We start from the raw sequence: 18,546 nt of genomic DNA on the forward strand, positions 1-18,546 counted from the left end.
CTCGGAGGTGTGGCCTGTTCCCTGCCGCTCAGCTGACGATCTCACACCTGTAACCAGAACGTCACCGGACCATCGTTCACCAGTGAAACCTGCATATCTGCCGCGAAACGGCCATTCGCCGTGGTAATGCCCTGCTGCCGACAGCAGTCGCTGAAGTACTCATACAGACGCTCAGCCTCAGCCGGCTCGGCGCCACCAGAAAAGGAGGGGCGCATCCCCTTTTGCGTGTCAGCAGCCAGCGTAAACTGGGACACCACCAGCACGCTTCCCCCCGTCTGGCGGAGACTCAGGTTCATTTTGCCCTGCTCATCACTAAAGATGCGATAGCCCAGTACGCGTTCTGCGAGACGTTCCGCACGCGCATTGTCATCGCCCTTCTCCACCCCCAGCAGGACCAGTAGTCCGGCACCAATTTCACCGGTCACATCCTGATCGACGCTGACGCTGGCGCGCGTTACGCGCTGAATCAATGCAATCATCTTTCCTCGCGTTGCTCATCTTTGTGCTGCTGTTTCAGCTGCCGGTAATCGGCTAACGTCACGGTTATTTCAGCGCCCAGCAACACAATACACCAGGTCCAGTAGACCCAGAGAAACAGAATCGGGATCACGGCCAGAACACCGTAGATCAACTGATAAGAGGGGAACATCGTAACATAGAGCGCAAAGGCCTTTTTGCCCAGCTCAAACAGCGCCCCGGCGACCAGTGCACCAATCAGCGCATCACGCGGCGGCACGCGCTGGGTGGGCACAATACTGTAGAGCAGCCAGAAGGCGAGCCACGAGAGCAGAAGTGGAAAAATACGCAGCATCTGATCAACCAGGCTGGTGACTCCGGTGGCATTAATCCAGCGCAGCGACAGCAGATAGGAGCTGATCGCCAGGCTGGCACCGGCCAGCAGCGGGCCGAGAGTCAGGATCATCCAATAGACCGCAAAAGAGTAAACCATCGGCCGCTTCTTGTGGCTGCGCCAGATGGTGTTCAGCGCGGTATCGACCGAATGCATCAGCAGCAGGGCGGTCACAATCAGGCCGACGGCCCCGACCGCCGTCATCCGGTTGACGTTAGCCACAAACTGCTCAAGATAACGTTGCAGCGTATTGCCTGCGGCGGGCATCAGGTTGTTGAAGACAAACTGCTTCAGCTGCACGCTGATGTCGGAGAAGACCGGAAACGCCGCAAACAGCGCAAACACCACCGCAATCAGCGGCACCAGCGCCAGCAGTGAGACATAGGCCAGGTTGCCCGCCTGGGTTGTCATGCCATCTTCGTCAATGCGTTTCCACAGCAGCCTGAGCCACAGCCAGAAGGCATGCAGCCCGGGACGAAATGTTCGTGACTTCATGCGTTACTGTCGACCTGCAAACCAGTCGGGAACCGTGCGGCTGTCCGTCACCAGCACGCTTTCGATACCCAGCGCCCGGGCCGCCTCGATATTTTCTGCATTATCATCAAAAAAGACCGCCTGCTCGGCCGTTACCCCTTCCGCATCCAGCACATGCTGATAAATGCGGGCTTCCGGCTTCCGCATGCCCAGCTCCTGTGACAGGTAGAGCTTGTCAGCCGCCTGCTGCACGTCGGGGTACTGCGTCGGCCAGAAGGCGCAGTGCAGCTTATTGGTATTGGAGAGGATCACGACCCGATGCCCCTCCAGCCGCAGCCGGTTCATCAGCGCCAGCGTTTCCGGACGCACGTCAACGAACACCGCCTGCCAGCCCGCGGCAAACTGTTCATAGCTGAGAGCGATCTCCAGCTTTTCGCAGAGGGCCAGCGCAAAATCTTCATCGCTGATCTCACCGCGTTCATGCTGTTCGAACGCCTCATCCATCCGGAAATGGCTTTGCAGTGAGGCCAGCGGCACACGGCTAAGGTCACTCCAGACGCCCAGCACGCGGTTAAAGTCGATATCGATAATCACATTGCCTAAATCAAAGATATACAGCATGGTGCGCCTCCTTCGGTTCCCTGGAGTATTCACTCTAGCGGCAAAAACGCAGGCTGAACAGCCAGCACCGGAGAGAAAAGCGTAAACGGCAGCGGGTGGGCAAAAAGCGTGTCACAGCAGACAATAATTGGCTGGCCCGGCGGGCAGGCGCGGAATCGCAGGCAAAAAAAAGCCCCGCATGGCGGGGCTCTTTATTACGCTAAAGCGCGATTACGCGTCTTTAGGACCACGTGAAGCACGTTTACGGTCGTTTTCGGTCAGATGGCGTTTACGGATACGCACTGACAGCGGAGTCACTTCTACCAGTTCGTCATCATCGATGAACTCGATAGCCTGCTCCAGCGTCATTTTCTGCGGTGGAACCAGGGTGGTGGCTTCATCTGTACCGGAAGCACGCATGTTGGTCAGCTTCTTACCGGTCAGACAGTTCACGGTCAGGTCGTTAGAACGGCTGTGAATACCGATGATCTGGCCTTCATAGACTTCTGCACCGTGACCCAGGAACAGCTTACCGCGATCCTGCAGACCGAACAGGGCGAACGCAACCGCTTTACCCTGACCGTTAGAGATCAGGACGCCGTTCTGACGCTGACCCACTTCGCCCTGACGAATGTCGTCGTAGTGGCTGAAGGTGGAGTAAAGCAGACCGGTACCGGAAGTCATGGTCATGAATTCGTTACGGAAGCCGATCAGACCACGGCTTGGGATCACGTAGTCAAGACGTACGCGGCCTTTACCGTCCGGGTCCATGTTTTTCAGGTCGCCTTTACGCTCGCCCATGGCTTGCATAACGGAACCCTGATGCGTTTCTTCGATATCCAGCGTGACGTTCTCGAATGGCTCCTGTTTACGGCCTTCGAATTCGCGGAAGATAACTTTCGGACGGGATACCGCCAGTTCGAAACCTTCACGACGCATGTTTTCGATCAGAACAGACAGGTGCAGCTCACCACGACCTGAAACGCGGAATGCGTCCGAGTCTTCGGTTTCTTCAACGCGCAGTGCCACGTTGTGAACCAGTTCTTTGTTCAGACGCTCCAGGATCTGGCGCGACGTCACGTACTTACCTTCTTTACCGCAGAACGGTGAGGTGTTGACGTTGAAGAACATGGTTACGGTAGGTTCATCGACGCTCAGGGCTGGCAGCGCTTCCACATTCTGCGTGTCACAGATGGTGTCAGAGATGTTCAGCTCACCCAGACCGGTGATAGCAATGATATCGCCCGCTTCAGCCAGATCGCTGTCGATACGCTCAAGACCCAGGTGAGTCAGGACTTTGCCGACTTTACCGTTACGGGTTTTGCCTTCGCTATCGATGATAGTGACCTGCTGGTTAGGCTTCACTTTACCGCGCTTGATGCGGCCGATGCCGATCACGCCCAGGTAGTTGTTGTAGTCCAGCTGCGAGATTTGCATCTGCAGTGGCGCTTCAACTTCAACCTGTGGAGGTGAAACGTGGTCAACGATGGCCTGGTACAGCGGGGTCATATCGTCAGCCATATCGGTGTGGTCAAGACCTGCAATACCATTCAGCGCAGAGGCGAAAATGATAGGGAAGTCGAGCTGCTCATCAGTCGCATCCAGGTTAACGAACAGGTCAAACACCTGATCCACAACCCAATCCGGACGTGCGCCCGGGCGGTCTACCTTGTTGATAACCACAATCGGCTTCAGACCATGCGCGAACGCTTTTTTGGTCACGAAGCGGGTTTGCGGCATAGGGCCATCCATCGCATCTACAACCAGCAGCACCGAGTCCACCATGGACATGACGCGCTCAACTTCACCACCGAAGTCGGCGTGTCCTGGGGTATCAACGATGTTGATACGGTAGTCATTCCACTTAATGGCGGTGTTTTTTGCGAGGATGGTAATCCCACGCTCTTTCTCCAAATCATTGGAGTCCATCACGCGCTCGGTTGCTTCGGTACGGGCATCAAAAGTACCGGATTGTTGCAGCAGTTTGTCAACCAGGGTGGTCTTTCCATGGTCAACGTGCGCGATGATGGCGATGTTACGCAAATTTTCGATCACAGCTTTGCCTCAGGCATTAGAAATAGCGCGCTATTGTACACGGATTAAGCGGAAGACTGAACACGATCACACTTTTCACTGAAAGATTATTGCATTGACGCAAATTCGCACTGTTCCCGGTGCAGAAAATGCACTAAGTTGGTCCTATGCACCAAAATGGTGCCTGTAAATTCACCTTCAGCACTGTTATGGTGCACTAAAACCATCGTGGTGCAGCCGCATTACGACAAAAAGGTGCATCATAAGGCGATTTAAGCAACATCAAAAAAGTTGGCACAGAATTCGCTTTATCTGTAACAAGCGTAAACGCCAGTCAGATGTCGGTTGAAGAGCGTGCCGGAAAAGAGTGGTCAGGAATTTCCTTTCCCGCCACGCCCTCCGGAAACGACGTTTCCTCGCCATGTAGATAATGAAAGACCATTTCCAGGAGAGTTGAGTATGTCCGCTGAACACGTTCTCTCGATGATGAACGAGCATGAAGTTAAGTTTGTTGACCTGCGTTTTACCGATACCAAAGGTAAAGAACAGCACGTTACGATCCCTGCTCACCAGGTTAACGCTGACTTCTTCGAAGAAGGCAAAATGTTCGATGGTTCGTCTATCGGCGGCTGGAAAGGCATCAACGAATCAGACATGGTGCTGATGCCTGACGCTACCACGGCGGTCATGGATCCTTTCTTCGAAGATTCTACGCTGATCATCCGTTGTGACATTCTCGAGCCAGGCACCATGCAGGGCTACGACCGCGATCCACGTTCTATCGCCAAACGCGCTGAAGATTTCCTGCGCTCTTCCGGTATCGCCGATACCGTCCTGTTTGGACCAGAACCTGAATTCTTCCTGTTCGATGACATCCGTTTCGGTTCATCGACTTCCGGCTCACACGTTGCTATCGACGATATCGAAGCGGCATGGAACACCGGTAAAGAGTACGAAGGCGGTAACAAAGGTCACCGTCCAGGTCTGAAAGGCGGCTACTTCCCGGTTCCACCGGTTGACTCATCACAGGACATCCGTTCTGCCATGTGTCTGACCATGGAGCAGATGGGTCTGGTAGTTGAAGCGCATCACCACGAAGTGGCGACTGCGGGTCAGAACGAAGTGGCGACCCGCTTCAATACCATGACCAAAAAAGCTGACGAAATTCAGATCTACAAATATGTCGTTCACAACGTCGCGCACGCTTACGGTAAGACCGCGACCTTTATGCCGAAGCCAATGTTTGGCGACAACGGTTCAGGCATGCACTGCCACATGTCACTCTCTAAAGGTGGCCAGAACCTGTTCGCGGGCGATAAGTACGGCGGCCTGTCTGAAATGGCGCTGTTCTACATCGGCGGTATCATCAAGCACGCTAAAGCGATCAACGCCCTGGCGAACCCGACCACCAACTCCTACAAGCGTCTGGTTCCGGGTTACGAAGCACCGGTTATGCTGGCTTACTCTGCCCGTAACCGTTCCGCATCTATCCGTATCCCGGTCGTGGCCAGCCCGAAAGCCCGTCGTATTGAAGCGCGCTTCCCGGATCCAGCGGCTAACCCATACCTGGCGTTCACCGCACTGCTGATGGCTGGCCTTGATGGCATCATCAACAAAATCCACCCTGGCGATGCGATGGATAAAAACCTGTACGACCTGCCACCGGAAGAAGAAGCTGAGATTCCAAAAGTTGCAGGCTCGCTGGAAGAAGCGCTGAATGCACTGAACGAAGATCGCGAGTTCCTGACCCGCGGTGGTGTCTTCACTGATGAATCTATCGATGCTTACATCGAACTGCGTAAAACTGAGATGGACCGCGTTCGCATGACGCCACACCCGGTTGAGTTCGAGCTGTACTATAGCGTTTAACTGATCAGACGTTTTTGTTGCCGTGGAAACTTTTAGCCCATCTTCGGATGGGCTTTTTTCTCCGCGAATTCACCGTTCATTCTCCCGCTTTTCGGCTTAAACACCAGAATGCACCTATTTAGTGCAGAGGAACGTTGTATGGCAACTGGCTCTCTGCCCGACGCCGGGCAGATTCTCAACGCTTTAATCAACAGTATTTTGTTGGTGGATAACGACCTGGTTATTCATTACGCCAACCCGGCGGCGCAGCAATTACTGGCGCAGAGCTCACGCAAGTTGTTCGGCACGCCGTTACCGGATTTAACCGGCTACTTTTCGCTGAATATTGAGGTGATGCGCGAGAGTCTTGAGGCTGGCCAGGGATTCACTGACAGTGAGGTCACGCTGGTAGTCGATGGTCGCGCACATATTATGTCGCTGACCGCACAGCGTTTACCCGATGGCTTGATTCTGATGGAAATGGCGCCGATGGATAACCAGCGTCGCCTCAGTCAGGAGCAGTTACAGCACGCCCAGCAGGTGGCAGCACGCGATCTGGTTCGCGGCCTGGCCCATGAGATAAAAAATCCGCTGGGAGGATTGCGCGGCGCGGCACAGCTTTTATCACGCGCCCTGCCCGATCCCTCGCTGAATGAATATACCAGGGTCATTATTGAACAGGCCGACCGGTTGCGGAATCTGGTGGATCGTCTGTTAGGGCCACAGCAGCCGGGGATGCACATTACCCAGAGCATTCACCAGGTGGCTGAGCGGGTGGTTAATCTGGTGTCGATGGAGCTGCCGGAGAATGTCTCCCTGGTGCGGGATTACGATCCCAGCCTGCCGGAACTGCCGCACGACCCTGACCAGATTGAACAGGTGCTGCTTAACGTCGTACGCAATGCGCTTCAGGCGCTGGGCGACGACGGCGGGACGATTGTTATTCGCACCCGTACGGCTTTTCAGCTGACGCTGCACGGCACCCGTTATCGCCTGGTAGCACGAATAGATATTGAAGATGATGGCCCCGGTATTCCGGCCCAGCTGCAGGATACGCTTTTCTATCCGATGGTCAGTGGACGTGAAGGCGGAACCGGTTTAGGTCTCTCCATCGCCCGTAGCCTGATTGATCAGCATTCAGGAAAAATAGAATTTAACAGTTGGCCGGGTCACACCGAATTCTCGGTCTACCTGCCTATTCGCCAGTGAGGTTTCTATGCAACGAGGGATAGTCTGGATCGTCGATGACGATAGCTCCATCCGCTGGGTGCTTGAACGCGCGCTCACTGGAGCCGGTTTGAGCTGTGCGACGTTTGACAGCGCAGGTGAGGTGCTGGATGCCCTCTCAACCAAAACCCCGGACGTTTTACTGTCAGATATTCGCATGCCCGGTATGGATGGCCTGGCGCTGCTGAAACAGATTAAACAGCGTCATCCGATGCTGCCGGTCATCATTATGACGGCACATTCCGATCTCGATGCCGCAGTCAGCGCCTATCAGCAGGGGGCGTTTGATTACCTGCCTAAGCCGTTCGATATTGATGAGGCGGTTGCGCTGGTAGAGCGTGCCATCAGTCACTATCAGGAGCAGCAGCAGCCGCGTAATCAGCCGGTCAGCGGACCGACCACCGATATTATCGGGGAAGCACCCGCGATGCAGGATGTGTTCCGCATCATCGGGCGGTTGTCGCGCTCCTCAATCAGCGTCCTGATCAATGGTGAGTCGGGCACCGGTAAAGAGCTGGTCGCCCATGCGCTGCACCGGCACAGCCCGCGCACCAAAGCACCGTTTATCGCGCTGAATATGGCGGCGATCCCCAAAGATTTGATTGAGTCAGAACTGTTCGGTCACGAGAAAGGCGCCTTTACTGGTGCAAACCAGATCCGTCAGGGCCGTTTTGAGCAGGCAGATGGGGGCACGCTGTTTCTGGATGAGATTGGCGACATGCCGCTGGATGTGCAGACCCGACTGCTGCGCGTGCTGGCCGATGGTCAGTTCTATCGCGTCGGCGGCTATGCGCCGGTCAAAGTGGATGTGCGGATCATTGCGGCTACCCACCAGAACCTGGAATTACGCGTGCAGGAAGGCAAGTTCCGTGAGGATCTGTTCCATCGTCTGAATGTGATCCGTGTGCATCTGCCGCCGCTGCGTGAGCGTCGTGAAGATATCCCGCGTCTGGCACGTTATTTCCTGCAGGTGGCGGCCCGTGAGCTGGGGGTAGAAGCGAAGATTCTGCATCCGGAAACCGAAACGGCGCTGACCCGTCTGCACTGGTCAGGTAACGTGCGCCAGCTGGAAAACACCTGTCGCTGGCTGACGGTAATGGCGGCCGGTCAGGAAGTGCTGATTCAGGATCTGCCCGGCGAGCTGTTTGAGTCCAGCACACCGGAAAACCCGGTGCAGTCACTGCCTGACAGCTGGGCTACACTGCTGGCTCAGTGGGCCGACCGCGCCCTGCGTTCCGGTCATCAGAATCTGCTGTCAGAAGCCCAGCCCGAGATGGAGCGGACGCTGCTCACTACGGCGCTGCGCCATACCCAGGGCCACAAGCAGGAAGCCGCACGTCTGCTGGGATGGGGACGCAACACCCTGACGCGCAAGCTGAAAGAGCTGGGGATGGAATAGAGGTTCAGTTCGGGCTGGCGAGGTCTGCCAGCCCGTTTCTTTAGATCACGCGCGAAAACTGCTGCTGACGAACTTTCTGCCGCAGATAGCGATCAAAGCACATGCAGATATTGCGGACCAGCAACCGGCCAATCCCCGTCACTTCCAGCCCCGTCGTCGTCTGCTCCACCAGCCCGTCGGCAATTAAGGGTTTCAGCAGCGCCAGATCTTCAGCAAAGTAGTCATGAAAGCAGATTCCCCACTGCGCCTCTGTTGCGGCAAATTCGAGCGAAAAGTGGCAAATCAGTGTTTTAATCACATCCCGCCGCAGACAGTCATCGCGGGTTAAGGCGACGCCGCGCCACAGGCCATTCCCCTGCTGTTCCACACTGCTGTACCAGCTGTTAAGGTCTTTCTGGTTCTGCGCATAGCTGTCACCCACCATGCTGATGGCGGAGACACCCAGCCCCAGCAAGTCGCTGTCGCCCTGCGTCGTGTAACCCTGAAAATTGCGATGCAGCTTCCCGTCGCGCTGCGCGACAGCAAGCTCATCCTGCGGCTTCGCAAAGTGATCCATGCCGATATAGTGATAGCCCTGCTGCGTCAGGGTCGCGATGGTCTGCTGCAAAATATCCAGTTTCTGCCGGGCCGAGGGGAGTTCATCCTCTTTGATTTTGCGCTGTGCCGCAAACAGCGCCGGCAGATGCGCATAGTTGAAGACGCTGAGACGGTCCGGATTCAGCGCCACGACCCGCTCCAGCGTCCAGGCGAAGCTGTCGGGCGTCTGCAGAGGTAAACCGTAGATCAGATCGATGCTGGTTGAGCGGAAGCCCTGTTCACGAGCGCGGGCCATCAGACTGAAGATCACCTCCTCATCCTGCACCCGGTTAACCCGCGCCTGCACCGCTTTGTTGAAGTCCTGCACGCCCATACTGAGACGATTAAAGCCCAGCGATCGGAGATGATCGATCATATCCAGCGCCATTTCCCGCGGATCGACCTCGATCGACATTTCGGCATCATCGGTCACATTGAAGTGTTGCTTCAGCAGGCCCACCAGCCGCGAAACCTGCTGCCTGTCGAGAAAGGTCGGTGTGCCGCCGCCCCAGTGAAGCTGTGTCACCCGGCGCTGGCGGAACAGCGGCGCGCGCTGAATAATCTCCTGCTCCAGCACATCCAGATAGCGGTCCGCTTTGTGGTGCTGACGCGTCACCTGCTTATTACAGCCGCAGAAGTAGCAGAGACGGTGGCAGAAAGGGATATGAACGTAAAGCGACAGCGGACGCCCGGGATAGCGTGCCACAGCATGCTGAAAATCGGTTTCCGTATAGTCTTCGCTGAACTCCAGCGCAGTGGGATAGGAGGTGTAACGTGGCCCGGCGTAATTGTACTTTTCAATTAACGCCTGATCCCAGGCAATCTGCAGCGATGGCATGCTCACTCCTTCCGGTGACGTCGTCTGAGAGAAGGTCGCGAAGAAGAAGGGATGAAAGGTGAGCGGGATGAGACCCGACGTAAACGTTGCTTCAGACGCGACAGGCGTCGTAGTTTAAACAATAACCACAGCAGATAACATGTCGCCAGCAGCGCGAAAATTGATCCAGGCCAAAACATTGTCGTTTACCTGAGAAGCACGGCATGCGGAACTCGCATGCCGATCAAATTTGCTTAGTTGCCCTTCAGCAGACGGTACATATCTTCTTCTGCCTGTTCATCTTCGCCATCGTCCATCACAATGCCTAACTGCTCCATCAGTTCGTCGATGCGATCCAGCGAGGCATCCAGCCAGCCCTGATCTTCTGCCGACAGCGTTTCGCCATTTTCCAGGCGATCCAGCAGCGCATCCAGACGTTCATCGTTTTCCAGCTTCGCCAGCTCTTCTTCCGGCGTCAGGCGCACTTTCTTCGGGGCTGCCGGTTTATCTGCACTTTTCTGTGGCCTGACGGCGGTGGTTTTGCCATCGGCGATCAGGGCCACCGGCTTCTTACTCCCGATGCGCGGATCTTTTGCGGGGGCTGACTGGCGTGCGCCATTGCTGTCCGACGCCGCCGGATTAGCACGGCTGCCAGATGCATGTCCGCGATGCTTTTTATCGCGTTTGCGATCGCGCGCTTCGAGGTTAATTTCGTCACGCGATTTGCGTTTGGCTTTGACGGCAGGTTTGCCGTGGGCAGCTCGTGCAGGTTGCTTCATAGTATTCGGTCCTGGCTTTTTTATTCAGTATAGAATTGCGGCGAAATCTAGCAGAAACCCGACAAAGAAAAAAGGCGACAGCTCAAGCTGTCGCCTTATTTCATACCTTCACAAGAAGGAATCATGTTTTAAATCCTTTTCGGCTCGTAACATCCCGGTCAATCCCGCGCCTGCTCAACTCCTGAGCTATTCCCTGTCCCTGTCTGGCCATGTCCCTGACCTGTTCCATTCCATCGCTCATTGCCATCCTGACATCCCTGAGCGCATCATCCTGATGTGTGCTGCCATTCACTGCACAATAATGTAGACCAACTGGTAAAAGCCTCAAGTCAGCGCCACCAATAGTTGGCTTAAAAAAAGAGCAAAATTTATTAAATCATTGAAATTATGATGATTTTATTTTCAGAAATCCGCGTAAAAATCGACATAACCCGCAGCGCGAATGGTCAATCTCTTACATGGACTGTTATCACGACGCGATTGAGCACTTTCGCGCCATAACGCGTATAATCGCCGCCATTGCCCTAATGCGTTTTCTGGAGTGTTACCTTGTCTGAATTGAATTATCACGTTACCCACTTTGTCATGAGCGCGCCGGATATCCGTCATCTGCCTGCCGATACCGGAATTGAGGTGGCTTTTGCTGGCCGCTCGAACGCGGGAAAATCGAGTGCGCTGAACACGTTAACCAATCAGAAAGGCCTGGCGCGCACCAGTAAAACACCGGGACGTACCCAGCTGATCAACCTGTTTGAAGTCAAAGAAGGGAAGCGTCTGGTCGACCTGCCAGGCTACGGTTATGCCGAAGTGCCGGAAGAGATGAAGCTGAAGTGGCAGCGTGCGTTAGGCGAGTACCTGCAAAAGCGTCAGGCGCTGAAGGGGCTGGTCGTATTGATGGACATTCGTCATCCGCTGAAAGATCTCGACCGCCAGATGATTCAGTGGTCGGTGGAAAGCGCAATTCCGGTTCTGCTGCTGCTCACCAAAGCCGATAAACTCGCTTCCGGTGCCCGCAAAGCCCAGCTCAACGTCGTGCGTGAGGCGGCGCTTAGCTTCGGCGGCGATATCCAGGTAGAGCTCTTCTCATCGCTGAAGAAAATCGGCGTGGATAAGGTTCGTCAGAAACTGGACAGCTGGTATGCGATGCCTGATGAGACGACTGAGGATCAGCACGGGGACGCGTGAGCAGCATCTCTGATCCGCTGACACTGCGGTAACAAAAACCCCAATAAAAAACGCCCCAGTCACAGAATGACTGGGGCGGCTAAATTCAGCCAAATCCGATTACGTGAAGTAAAAGGTCTGAAAGATAGAACATCTTACCTCTGTACCCTACGCGACGAACTTTACCTGATTTTTTGTGCCTGACAAAGGCTTTTTTGTTGCTTACTTACATCAAAACAGGACTTTTTTTACCATACCCGTCACAAAAATAGCGTTGTGATGTAGTTTAATGACGAAAAAAATGTTTAGCCGATAAGCAGTTAGAAACGCGCTTTCGCTCCCGGTGTCGCCCGGTTACAGCTGACCGCTCAACTAAACGAATTACTTATGCCTGAATCAGGGCCAGTTTTGTGCGACAGAACCGGCCCGGAGGCGGTAATCAGTGTGCTTCGTCCCAGTTGTCACCGACGCCGACTTCAACCAGTAACGGTACGTCGAGCTTCACACTGCCTTCCATTAACGCACGGATTTTCTGGCTGGCCGCTTCCACCGCCTCCGATTTCACTTCGAACACCAGTTCATCGTGAACCTGCATGATCATTCTTACTGCGCTGTCATTCTGCTGCTGAAGCCACTCATCCACGGCAATCATCGCGCGTTTGATGATGTCTGCTGCCGTTCCCTGCATTGGCGCATTGATGGCGGCACGCTCTGCAGCTTTGCGGCGAATCGCATTGCTGGATTTAATATCCGGCAGCCAGAGCCGGCGCCCTTCCAGCGTTTCGACATAGCCTTTATTCGCCGCCAGCTGCCGGGTGTTCTCCATATAGCGCAGTACGCCCGGATAGCGTTCAAAGTAGAGGTCCATATACTTTTTCGCTTCACCTGCACCGATGTTGAGCTGACGTGACAGGCCAAAGGCACTCATGCCATAAATCAGACCAAAGTTAATCGCTTTGGCGCTGCGACGCTGTTCTCCACTCACCTTATCCAGCGCGACACCAAACACTTCCGATGCCGTGGCACGGTGAATATCCTCACCCTGGGCAAAGGCATCCAGTAAGCCTTTATCCTGAGAGAGATGCGCCATGATACGCAGTTCAATCTGTGAGTAGTCGGCCGCCACAATGCGATAACCTTTATCGGCAATAAAAGCCTGACGGATTCGGCGTCCCTCGTCATTACGCACCGGGATGTTCTGCAGGTTAGGATCGGCAGAGGACAAGCGTCCGGTAGCGGTAACGGCCTGATGATAGGAGGTATGCACCCGTCCGCTCAGCGGATTGATCATCTGCGGCAGCTTATCCGTATAGGTCGATTTCAGTTTCGACAGGCCGCGATGCTCCAGGATCACTTTAGGTAGCGGATAATCGAGCGCCAGTTCGGCTAACACCTCTTCGCTGGTTGACGGTGCCCCACCCGGTGTTTTCTTCGTGGGTTTGATGCCCTGTTTTTCAAACAGAATCACCTGAAGTTGTTTCGTGGAGGAGAGATTGAAGGGCTCGCCTGCGAGCTCATGCGCTTTCGACTCCAGCTCAGCCAGTCGGGCAGTCAGCTCTTTCGAGTGTTGCGCCAGAATAGCCTGGTCGATCAATACGCCATTGCGCTCTATCCGGGAGATCACCGTCAGCAATGGCATCTCAATCTGCTCAAAGACGTTTCTCGGGCCCGCTTCTTTTTCCAGCTCAGGCCACATCTTCAGATGCAGCTGCAGCGTGACATCGGCATCTTCGGCAGCATAGTGGGCTGCCTGCTCTAACGCGATTTGATTGAACGTCAGCTGATTTTTACCTTTACCGGCAATCTCCTGGAAAGTGACCGTTTTATGTTTAAGCCAGCGAGCAGCCAGGCTATCCATATCGTGTTTGCCCACCACGCTATTGAGGATGTATGACTCCAGCATGGTGTCAAACCGGATACCGGCCAGTTCAATGTCGTAGTTCCTGAGGACGCCGCGATCGTATTTCAGGTTCTGGCCCACTTTCCAGGCACTGGCATCTTCCAGCAGGGGCTTGAGCTGCGCCAGAACGGCAGCGCGATCCAGCTGCTCAGGCGCATCAAGATAGTCATGGGCAACCGGCAGATAAGCCGCTTCACCGGGCGCCACCGCGAAGCTGATGCCGACAATATTTGCACTCAGGGTATCAAGCGCATCGGTCTCCAGATCAAAGGCAAAGACGTCGCTGTTTTTCAGCTTCTCCAGCCAGCTATCAAAGAGAGCCTGATCCAGAATGGTCACGTAATTATCGGTTGGCAATACGCTGCTGGTTTCCACCACGGGTGCCGGCTCATCGGACAGGGCTTTTTGCGCCTGCGTATTGCTCTTTTTCCCCTGCAGCCATTTACCGTCCTGCAGATCGCTCAGCCAGCGTTTGAACTCATAACGGCTGAACAGAGACTGCAGTGCCTCAATATCGGGATCGGTCACCGTCAGCTCTTCACAGGGCTGTGCCAGCTCAACGTCGGTTTTGATGGTCGCCAGCTGATACGAGAGGAAGGCCACCTCACGATTCTGCTCAAGTTTGGTCGCCATCGTTTTGGCACCGCGAAACGAGAGATCGGCCACTTTATCCAGGTTGTCATAGATCGTCTGCATGCTGCCCAGCCCCTGCAGCAGCGCCTGTGCGGTTTTCTCACCCACGCCCGGTACGCCGGGAATGTTATCTGAGCTGTCGCCCATCATGGCAAGGAAGTCGATAATCAGCGCGGGAGGGACACCATATTTCTGCTCGACCTCTTCCGGCCCGAGAATGGTATTGGTCATGGTGTTAATCAGCGTAATCCCTGGCGAAACCAGCTGCGCCATATCTTTATCGCCCGTGCTGATCAACACTGAACGGCCCTTCTTTTCAGCCTCCAGCGCCAGCGTACCGATCACATCGTCCGCTTCCACACCGCTCACCGCCAGCAACGGCAGCCCCATCGCCCGTACCATCTCGTGCAGCGGCTCAATCTGCGCGCGCAGATCGTCCGGCATTGGGGGGCGGTGAGATTTGTAATGCTCGAACAGTTCGTCCCTGAAGGTTTTGCCTTTGGCATCGAACACCACAGCAACGTGACTCGGATTATACTGTGCCAGCAGGCTTTTCAGCATGTTGAGCACGCCGTACATGGCGCCAGTCGGTTCACCTGCACTGTTGGTCAGCGGCGGAAACGCGTGATACGCGCGATAAAGATAGGATGAGCCATCAACCAGAATCAGGGGATTTTCTGCAATTTGCGCCATAAGTCTGTGTAGTCTTCGTTGCTGTGAGTTGGACTATAAGGATGCCACAACCTGGCAGAAATGGTGAACTAAGGCGTGCCGCGTGGACGTTTTTTCACATTTCCGGAGGCAGGATCGCAACGATCGGGTTGTGGATAACTTTGTGCGTAAAAATGATAACGCGCGATCCCTCAGGCGATCAGGCAATTTATGAGCAAATAAAATGCTTATTTTTCATATGCTTTATCAATTACCGTGACGTGATCGCCATTTTCAATAGCGTGATCCCTTGTGTGGATATTAAATTTATGCCCTGGAGATGGACAAAACCGTCGCGTAATTAAGAAGCATAAAAAAAACGCCAGCAGGCGCTGGCGTTTCACGGGTGCAGAAGGCTGATTACTTCTGGCTTACCAGGAATTTAACGACGTTGGCATAGTCTGCAACGAAATTATCCATAGAGCTGGTATCCAGCCCGCCATTGTTCACCATGTATTTGCCATTAACGAACATCGCAGGCACACCACGCAGATCGACATCAGCCGCCGCTTTCTGCTGCTGGGCAACTAAGGCTTTAACTGCGAAGCTGTTCCAGGCCGCATCGTAATCAGAAGAGGAGATCTCGGCCGCCTGAATAAAGGCCTCTTTCAGACTGGCAGGATCGGTAATGGTCTGCGTTTTCTGTATGCCATCGAAGATCGGTGCCGTAACCTTGTCTTCCACACCCAGCGCCATCGCCACCGCCCAGGCCTGAGTCACGACCGGCCCGAGATCACCGCCGAGGAAATCGACGTGATATTTCACCAGTTTGGTGTCAGCAGGCAGGTTCTTTTTAACCGCGTCATTAACGTGATAAATGCGTTCAAACTGGTAGCAGTGCGGGCAGAAAAACGAGAAGAACTCCATCACCTGAGGTTCGCCGGCCATGGGTTTCTGCAGACTGACATATTGTTTACCTTCAGTGAACTGGGCAGCAGACGCGCTGAATGCCAGCACTAAACCCATCAGTGCAAACCAAATCTTTTTCATCGTGAAACACTCTCCTGACTACGTCATTAATATTGCGGTGTCAGCTGCAGAGGAGGTTCCTGCAACAGCTTCTCCTGCTCGGTGAATAGCGAAATTTGCCTGCGCCAGAAATCTTCATCTGTCATCCAGGGAAACGCACGCGGAAAAGCGGGATCCTGCCAGCGTCTGACGACCCAGGCCAGATAATAAACCATGCGCATCGCGCGTAAAGGTTCAATCAGTGACAATTCATTAATATCAAAATCGCTGAATTCACCGTAAGCCTCCAGCAGGATATCCCACTGAATACGCTGTTCCTGTCGATCGCCGCTGATCAGCATCCAGAGATCCTGCACCGCCGGGCCATTACGGGCGTCATCCAGATCGACAAACAGCGGCCCATCGCGCCACAGAATATTTCCCGGATGGCAGTCACCATGTAATCGTAGCGGCTGCCATCCAGTATGCCAGTGCTGCTGCAGCGCCTCTCCCAGCTTATCAACCGCCTGTAGCAGCATGGCTTTCAGTGAATCAGGAACCAGCTGAGCCTGCTCCAGCACCTGACGCGGTTCGTGCAGATACTCATCCAGTCCCATGACTGGCCGGTGACTGAACAGCGCTTTGCGACCGGTCTGATGAAGACGCCCCAGAAAACGACCTACCCACTCCATCTGATCTTCGTTGTCGGTCTCATATTGCCGCCCGCCCAGACTGGGAAAGAGCGCAAAGAAAAAGCCCGCGTGGCGGTGCAACGTCTCGCCCTGAAGCCGCAGCGGTGCCGCAATAGGGACCTCGTCAGCCAGCAGATCGAGAGCATACTGATGCTCTTCCGCAATCTGTTCGGCACGCCAGCGCTGTGGACGATAGAATTTGGCGACATAGCGACGTTTTTCATCATCGCTGAACTGATAGACCCTGTTCTCATAACTGTTCAGGGCTGTCAGTCCCGATTCGACGCGGATTCCTGTACCCCAGAGCGCATCAAGCAGTACGTCGGGGTTCAGTGTCTGGAAGTTGAAAGCAGCGTCGCTCATTCTGTTACCTGTGGTTGCCCTTGCATGTAGCTGCCAAGGATAACACTACTCGTCCGGTTTAATGACACCCCGCGCGCGGAGGAGTGCCGTTTTAAAATCGACTTCATAATCTTTTTTCAGCCCCGGAATGGCATCATCACTGGCTGAGTCACGCATTTTGAGATGGTAAATTAATATATCGTCCGTTAATTCACTTAACGGGCCACGGAAACCAGATTCCTGAGCCAGTTTCTGCAAAAATGTGACCAGATTAAGGTCAGGCTCTTTTTGCCAGGCGGGTTGCAGCAATTCCAGCAATTCATTCAGGCGATGGCATTTCATTTCGTTTTCTCCAGGTACGTAATCAGCGAGGGCACCGTCATGACAGCATTAACCGGCATCATTCTGGCGGGTGGTCAGGGCCGCCGTATGGGGGGGCTGGATAAAGGGCTGGTGCAGCTGGACGGCAGACCACTTTACCAGCATGTTCTTGAGCGGCTCAGGCCACAAGTCGACATTGTCATGATTAATGCGAATCGTAATATTGATCGCTATCAGCTAAGCGGGTGTCGCGTTATAGAGGATGTTTTTGACGATTACCCGGGCCCGCTGGCTGGCATCTACAGTGCCTTAATCGCCATAGAAGGAGAATGGGCGGTTTTTTGCTCCTGCGATACCCCGGCGATTCCTCTTAACTTTGTGGAAAAACTGATCCATCAACGCAGAGAAGCACCCGCAGTATGGGTTCGCTCGCAGACGCGCGATCACCCTACACTCGCCCTGATTCACCGTGACATGGCAAAAGCCCTTTTTGACTATCTGCAGGCCGGAGAGCGGCGCCTCATGCAGTTCCTGCGCGATCATGGTGGTCATGCGGTCGCACTGGATGATGATGAATCCGCCTTCCGCAACATCAATACGCCAGACGATCTGAAAGAGAGAACCTGATATGTCACTACCCTTACTTGCCATTGTGGGCTGGAGTGGAACCGGTAAAACCACGCTGTTGCAGCAGGTGATTCCGCTTCTCAGTGGCAAAGGCATTCGCGCGGGGTTGATCAAGCATGCCCATCATCAGATGGATGTGGATACCCCAGGTAAAGATAGCTATCTGCTCAGAAAGGCGGGGGCCAGTCAGGTCATTGTCGCCAGTTCAGAACGCTGGGCGTTGATGTGTGAAACGCCGGATCAGCCGTCGATTGATCTGTCTTATCTGGTCAGCCGCATGGATCACGCTTTACTTGAGGTGGTGCTGGTCGAAGGCTTCAAAGATGAACCTGTTCCAAAGATTGTTTTATGGCGCGAGGGGGTTAAGGGTGGGATCGAAGAGCTGCTCGATGCGCGGACAATAGCGGTTGCCACTGACCAGAAATTAGCGCTGAACGTACCGGTTCTGGATATAAATTGTCCGGGCAGCGTTGCAGATTTCATTGCTGAGTGGCTGAAAAGCCGCTGAGGATGGTATTACACTGCGATTTTTCACGATCGGCAGACGTAAAAAAGCCCCGCACGTCGGTGCGGGGCTTCTTCACTTATATAATGCCTGGCAGTT

The 18,546-nt window shown here is 54.4% G+C and carries 16 protein-coding genes; 6 read left to right on the forward strand and 10 right to left on the reverse strand.

Features of this window, described 5'->3' with window-relative positions; genetic code table 11:
• Positions 1 to 41: 41 nt before the first annotated feature.
• The 4 genes from dtd to typA form a co-directional block, all read right to left on the reverse strand.
• Positions 42 to 479, reverse strand: coding sequence for a D-aminoacyl-tRNA deacylase (gene dtd / locus HFD97_RS19340; RefSeq protein WP_009088144.1), 438 nt, complete (start codon positions 477 to 479; stop codon positions 42 to 44).
• On the reverse strand, positions 476 to 1,345 hold the full coding sequence (locus tag HFD97_RS19345) for a virulence factor BrkB family protein (protein WP_009088146.1): 870 nt from the start codon (positions 1,343 to 1,345) through the stop codon (positions 476 to 478). The genes dtd and HFD97_RS19345 overlap by 4 nt, the downstream gene beginning before the upstream one ends.
• 3 nt (positions 1,346 to 1,348) lie before the next feature.
• Complete coding sequence (gene yihX, locus HFD97_RS19350) at positions 1,349 to 1,945, reverse strand: glucose-1-phosphatase (protein WP_140029965.1); 597 nt, start codon at positions 1,943 to 1,945, stop codon at positions 1,349 to 1,351.
• 210 nt (positions 1,946 to 2,155) lie between these two features.
• Positions 2,156 to 3,979, reverse strand: a complete 1,824-nt coding sequence (typA, locus tag HFD97_RS19355; protein ID WP_009088150.1) for a ribosome-dependent GTPase TypA — start codon at positions 3,977 to 3,979, stop codon at positions 2,156 to 2,158.
• 438 nt (positions 3,980 to 4,417) lie between these two features.
• On the opposite strand from typA, the gene glnA reads away from it, so the two are divergent.
• The 3 genes from glnA (at position 4,418) to glnG (ending at position 8,432) form a co-directional block, all read left to right on the forward strand.
• Positions 4,418 to 5,827, forward strand: a complete 1,410-nt coding sequence (gene glnA / locus HFD97_RS19360) for a glutamate--ammonia ligase (RefSeq protein ID WP_009088151.1) — start codon at positions 4,418 to 4,420, stop codon at positions 5,825 to 5,827.
• A 138-nt stretch (positions 5,828 to 5,965) separates the two neighbouring features.
• Positions 5,966 to 7,015 carry a nitrogen regulation protein NR(II) gene (glnL, locus tag HFD97_RS19365; protein WP_009088153.1) on the forward strand — a complete coding sequence of 350 codons (1,050 nt, stop codon included), beginning with the start codon at positions 5,966 to 5,968 and terminating at the stop codon, positions 7,013 to 7,015.
• A 7-nt stretch (positions 7,016 to 7,022) separates the two neighbouring features.
• Positions 7,023 to 8,432, forward strand: a complete 1,410-nt coding sequence (gene glnG, locus HFD97_RS19370; RefSeq protein WP_009088155.1) for a nitrogen regulation protein NR(I) — start codon at positions 7,023 to 7,025, stop codon at positions 8,430 to 8,432.
• A gap of 40 nt (positions 8,433 to 8,472) precedes the next feature.
• Here glnG and hemN read toward each other — a convergent pair whose 3' ends face one another.
• Both hemN and yihI read right to left on the reverse strand, forming a co-directional pair.
• On the reverse strand, positions 8,473 to 9,846 hold the full coding sequence (gene hemN, locus HFD97_RS19375) for an oxygen-independent coproporphyrinogen III oxidase (protein ID WP_167432393.1): 1,374 nt from the start codon (positions 9,844 to 9,846) through the stop codon (positions 8,473 to 8,475).
• A gap of 233 nt (positions 9,847 to 10,079) precedes the next feature.
• Positions 10,080 to 10,604, reverse strand: a complete 525-nt coding sequence (yihI, locus tag HFD97_RS19380; protein WP_009088161.1) for a Der GTPase-activating protein YihI — start codon at positions 10,602 to 10,604, stop codon at positions 10,080 to 10,082.
• A gap of 549 nt (positions 10,605 to 11,153) precedes the next feature.
• Here yihI and yihA point away from each other — a divergent pair.
• Positions 11,154 to 11,789: a ribosome biogenesis GTP-binding protein YihA/YsxC gene (yihA, locus tag HFD97_RS19385; protein WP_167432394.1), complete on the forward strand. Its 636-nt coding sequence runs from the start codon at positions 11,154 to 11,156 to the stop codon at positions 11,787 to 11,789.
• Between the two features lie 418 nt (positions 11,790 to 12,207).
• Here the strand turns inward: yihA and polA are convergent, their stop codons facing one another.
• The 4 genes from polA to HFD97_RS19405 form a co-directional block, all read right to left on the reverse strand.
• On the reverse strand, positions 12,208 to 14,994 hold the full coding sequence (gene polA / locus HFD97_RS19390; RefSeq protein WP_140925487.1) for a DNA polymerase I: 2,787 nt from the start codon (positions 14,992 to 14,994) through the stop codon (positions 12,208 to 12,210).
• Between the two features lie 378 nt (positions 14,995 to 15,372).
• Entirely contained in the window at positions 15,373 to 16,002 is a 630-nt protein-coding gene (gene dsbA / locus HFD97_RS19395) for a thiol:disulfide interchange protein DsbA (RefSeq protein WP_167432395.1), read from the reverse strand.
• 26 nt (positions 16,003 to 16,028) lie between these two features.
• A complete protein-coding gene (locus HFD97_RS19400; protein WP_167432396.1) occupies positions 16,029 to 17,015 on the reverse strand; it encodes a serine/threonine protein kinase in 987 nt (328 codons plus the stop codon).
• A 45-nt stretch (positions 17,016 to 17,060) separates the two neighbouring features.
• Entirely contained in the window at positions 17,061 to 17,336 is a 276-nt protein-coding gene (locus tag HFD97_RS19405) for a YihD family protein (RefSeq protein ID WP_046100879.1), read from the reverse strand.
• Between the two features lie 39 nt (positions 17,337 to 17,375).
• On the opposite strand from HFD97_RS19405, the gene mobA reads away from it, so the two are divergent.
• Positions 17,376 to 17,942, forward strand: coding sequence for a molybdenum cofactor guanylyltransferase MobA (gene mobA, locus HFD97_RS19410; RefSeq protein WP_058957391.1), 567 nt, complete (start codon positions 17,376 to 17,378; stop codon positions 17,940 to 17,942).
• Position 17,943: 1 nt separating this feature from the next.
• Positions 17,944 to 18,450, forward strand: coding sequence for a molybdopterin-guanine dinucleotide biosynthesis protein MobB (gene mobB / locus HFD97_RS19415; RefSeq protein WP_167432397.1), 507 nt, complete (start codon positions 17,944 to 17,946; stop codon positions 18,448 to 18,450).
• The last annotated feature ends 96 nt before the right edge of the window (positions 18,451 to 18,546 follow it).

This window comes from Pantoea sp. EKM103V (assembly GCF_011800365.1).
Taxonomy (GTDB): domain Bacteria; phylum Pseudomonadota; class Gammaproteobacteria; order Enterobacterales; family Enterobacteriaceae; genus Pantoea; species Pantoea anthophila.

What these genes read in the sequence shown, in the direction of transcription:
- dtd (WP_009088144.1), bottom strand. Translation starts at nt 479, where the DNA reads ATGATTGCATTGATTCAGCGCGTAACGCGCGCCAGCGTCAGCGTCGAT.
- HFD97_RS19345 (WP_009088146.1), bottom strand. Translation starts at nt 1,345, where the DNA reads ATGAAGTCACGAACATTTCGTCCCGGGCTGCATGCCTTCTGGCTGTGG.
- yihX (WP_140029965.1), bottom strand. Translation starts at nt 1,945, where the DNA reads ATGCTGTATATCTTTGATTTAGGCAATGTGATTATCGATATCGACTTT.
- glnA (WP_009088151.1), top strand. Translation starts at nt 4,418, where the DNA reads ATGTCCGCTGAACACGTTCTCTCGATGATGAACGAGCATGAAGTTAAG.
- glnL (WP_009088153.1), top strand. Translation starts at nt 5,966, where the DNA reads ATGGCAACTGGCTCTCTGCCCGACGCCGGGCAGATTCTCAACGCTTTA.
- glnG (WP_009088155.1), top strand. Translation starts at nt 7,023, where the DNA reads ATGCAACGAGGGATAGTCTGGATCGTCGATGACGATAGCTCCATCCGC.
- hemN (WP_167432393.1), bottom strand. Translation starts at nt 9,846, where the DNA reads ATGCCATCGCTGCAGATTGCCTGGGATCAGGCGTTAATTGAAAAGTAC.
- yihI (WP_009088161.1), bottom strand. Translation starts at nt 10,604, where the DNA reads ATGAAGCAACCTGCACGAGCTGCCCACGGCAAACCTGCCGTCAAAGCC.
- polA (WP_140925487.1), bottom strand. Translation starts at nt 14,994, where the DNA reads ATGGCGCAAATTGCAGAAAATCCCCTGATTCTGGTTGATGGCTCATCC.
- dsbA (WP_167432395.1), bottom strand. Translation starts at nt 16,002, where the DNA reads ATGAAAAAGATTTGGTTTGCACTGATGGGTTTAGTGCTGGCATTCAGC.
- HFD97_RS19400 (WP_167432396.1), bottom strand. Translation starts at nt 17,015, where the DNA reads ATGAGCGACGCTGCTTTCAACTTCCAGACACTGAACCCCGACGTACTG.
- HFD97_RS19405 (WP_046100879.1), bottom strand. Translation starts at nt 17,336, where the DNA reads ATGAAATGCCATCGCCTGAATGAATTGCTGGAATTGCTGCAACCCGCC.
- mobA (WP_058957391.1), top strand. Translation starts at nt 17,376, where the DNA reads ATGACAGCATTAACCGGCATCATTCTGGCGGGTGGTCAGGGCCGCCGT.
- mobB (WP_167432397.1), top strand. Translation starts at nt 17,944, where the DNA reads ATGTCACTACCCTTACTTGCCATTGTGGGCTGGAGTGGAACCGGTAAA.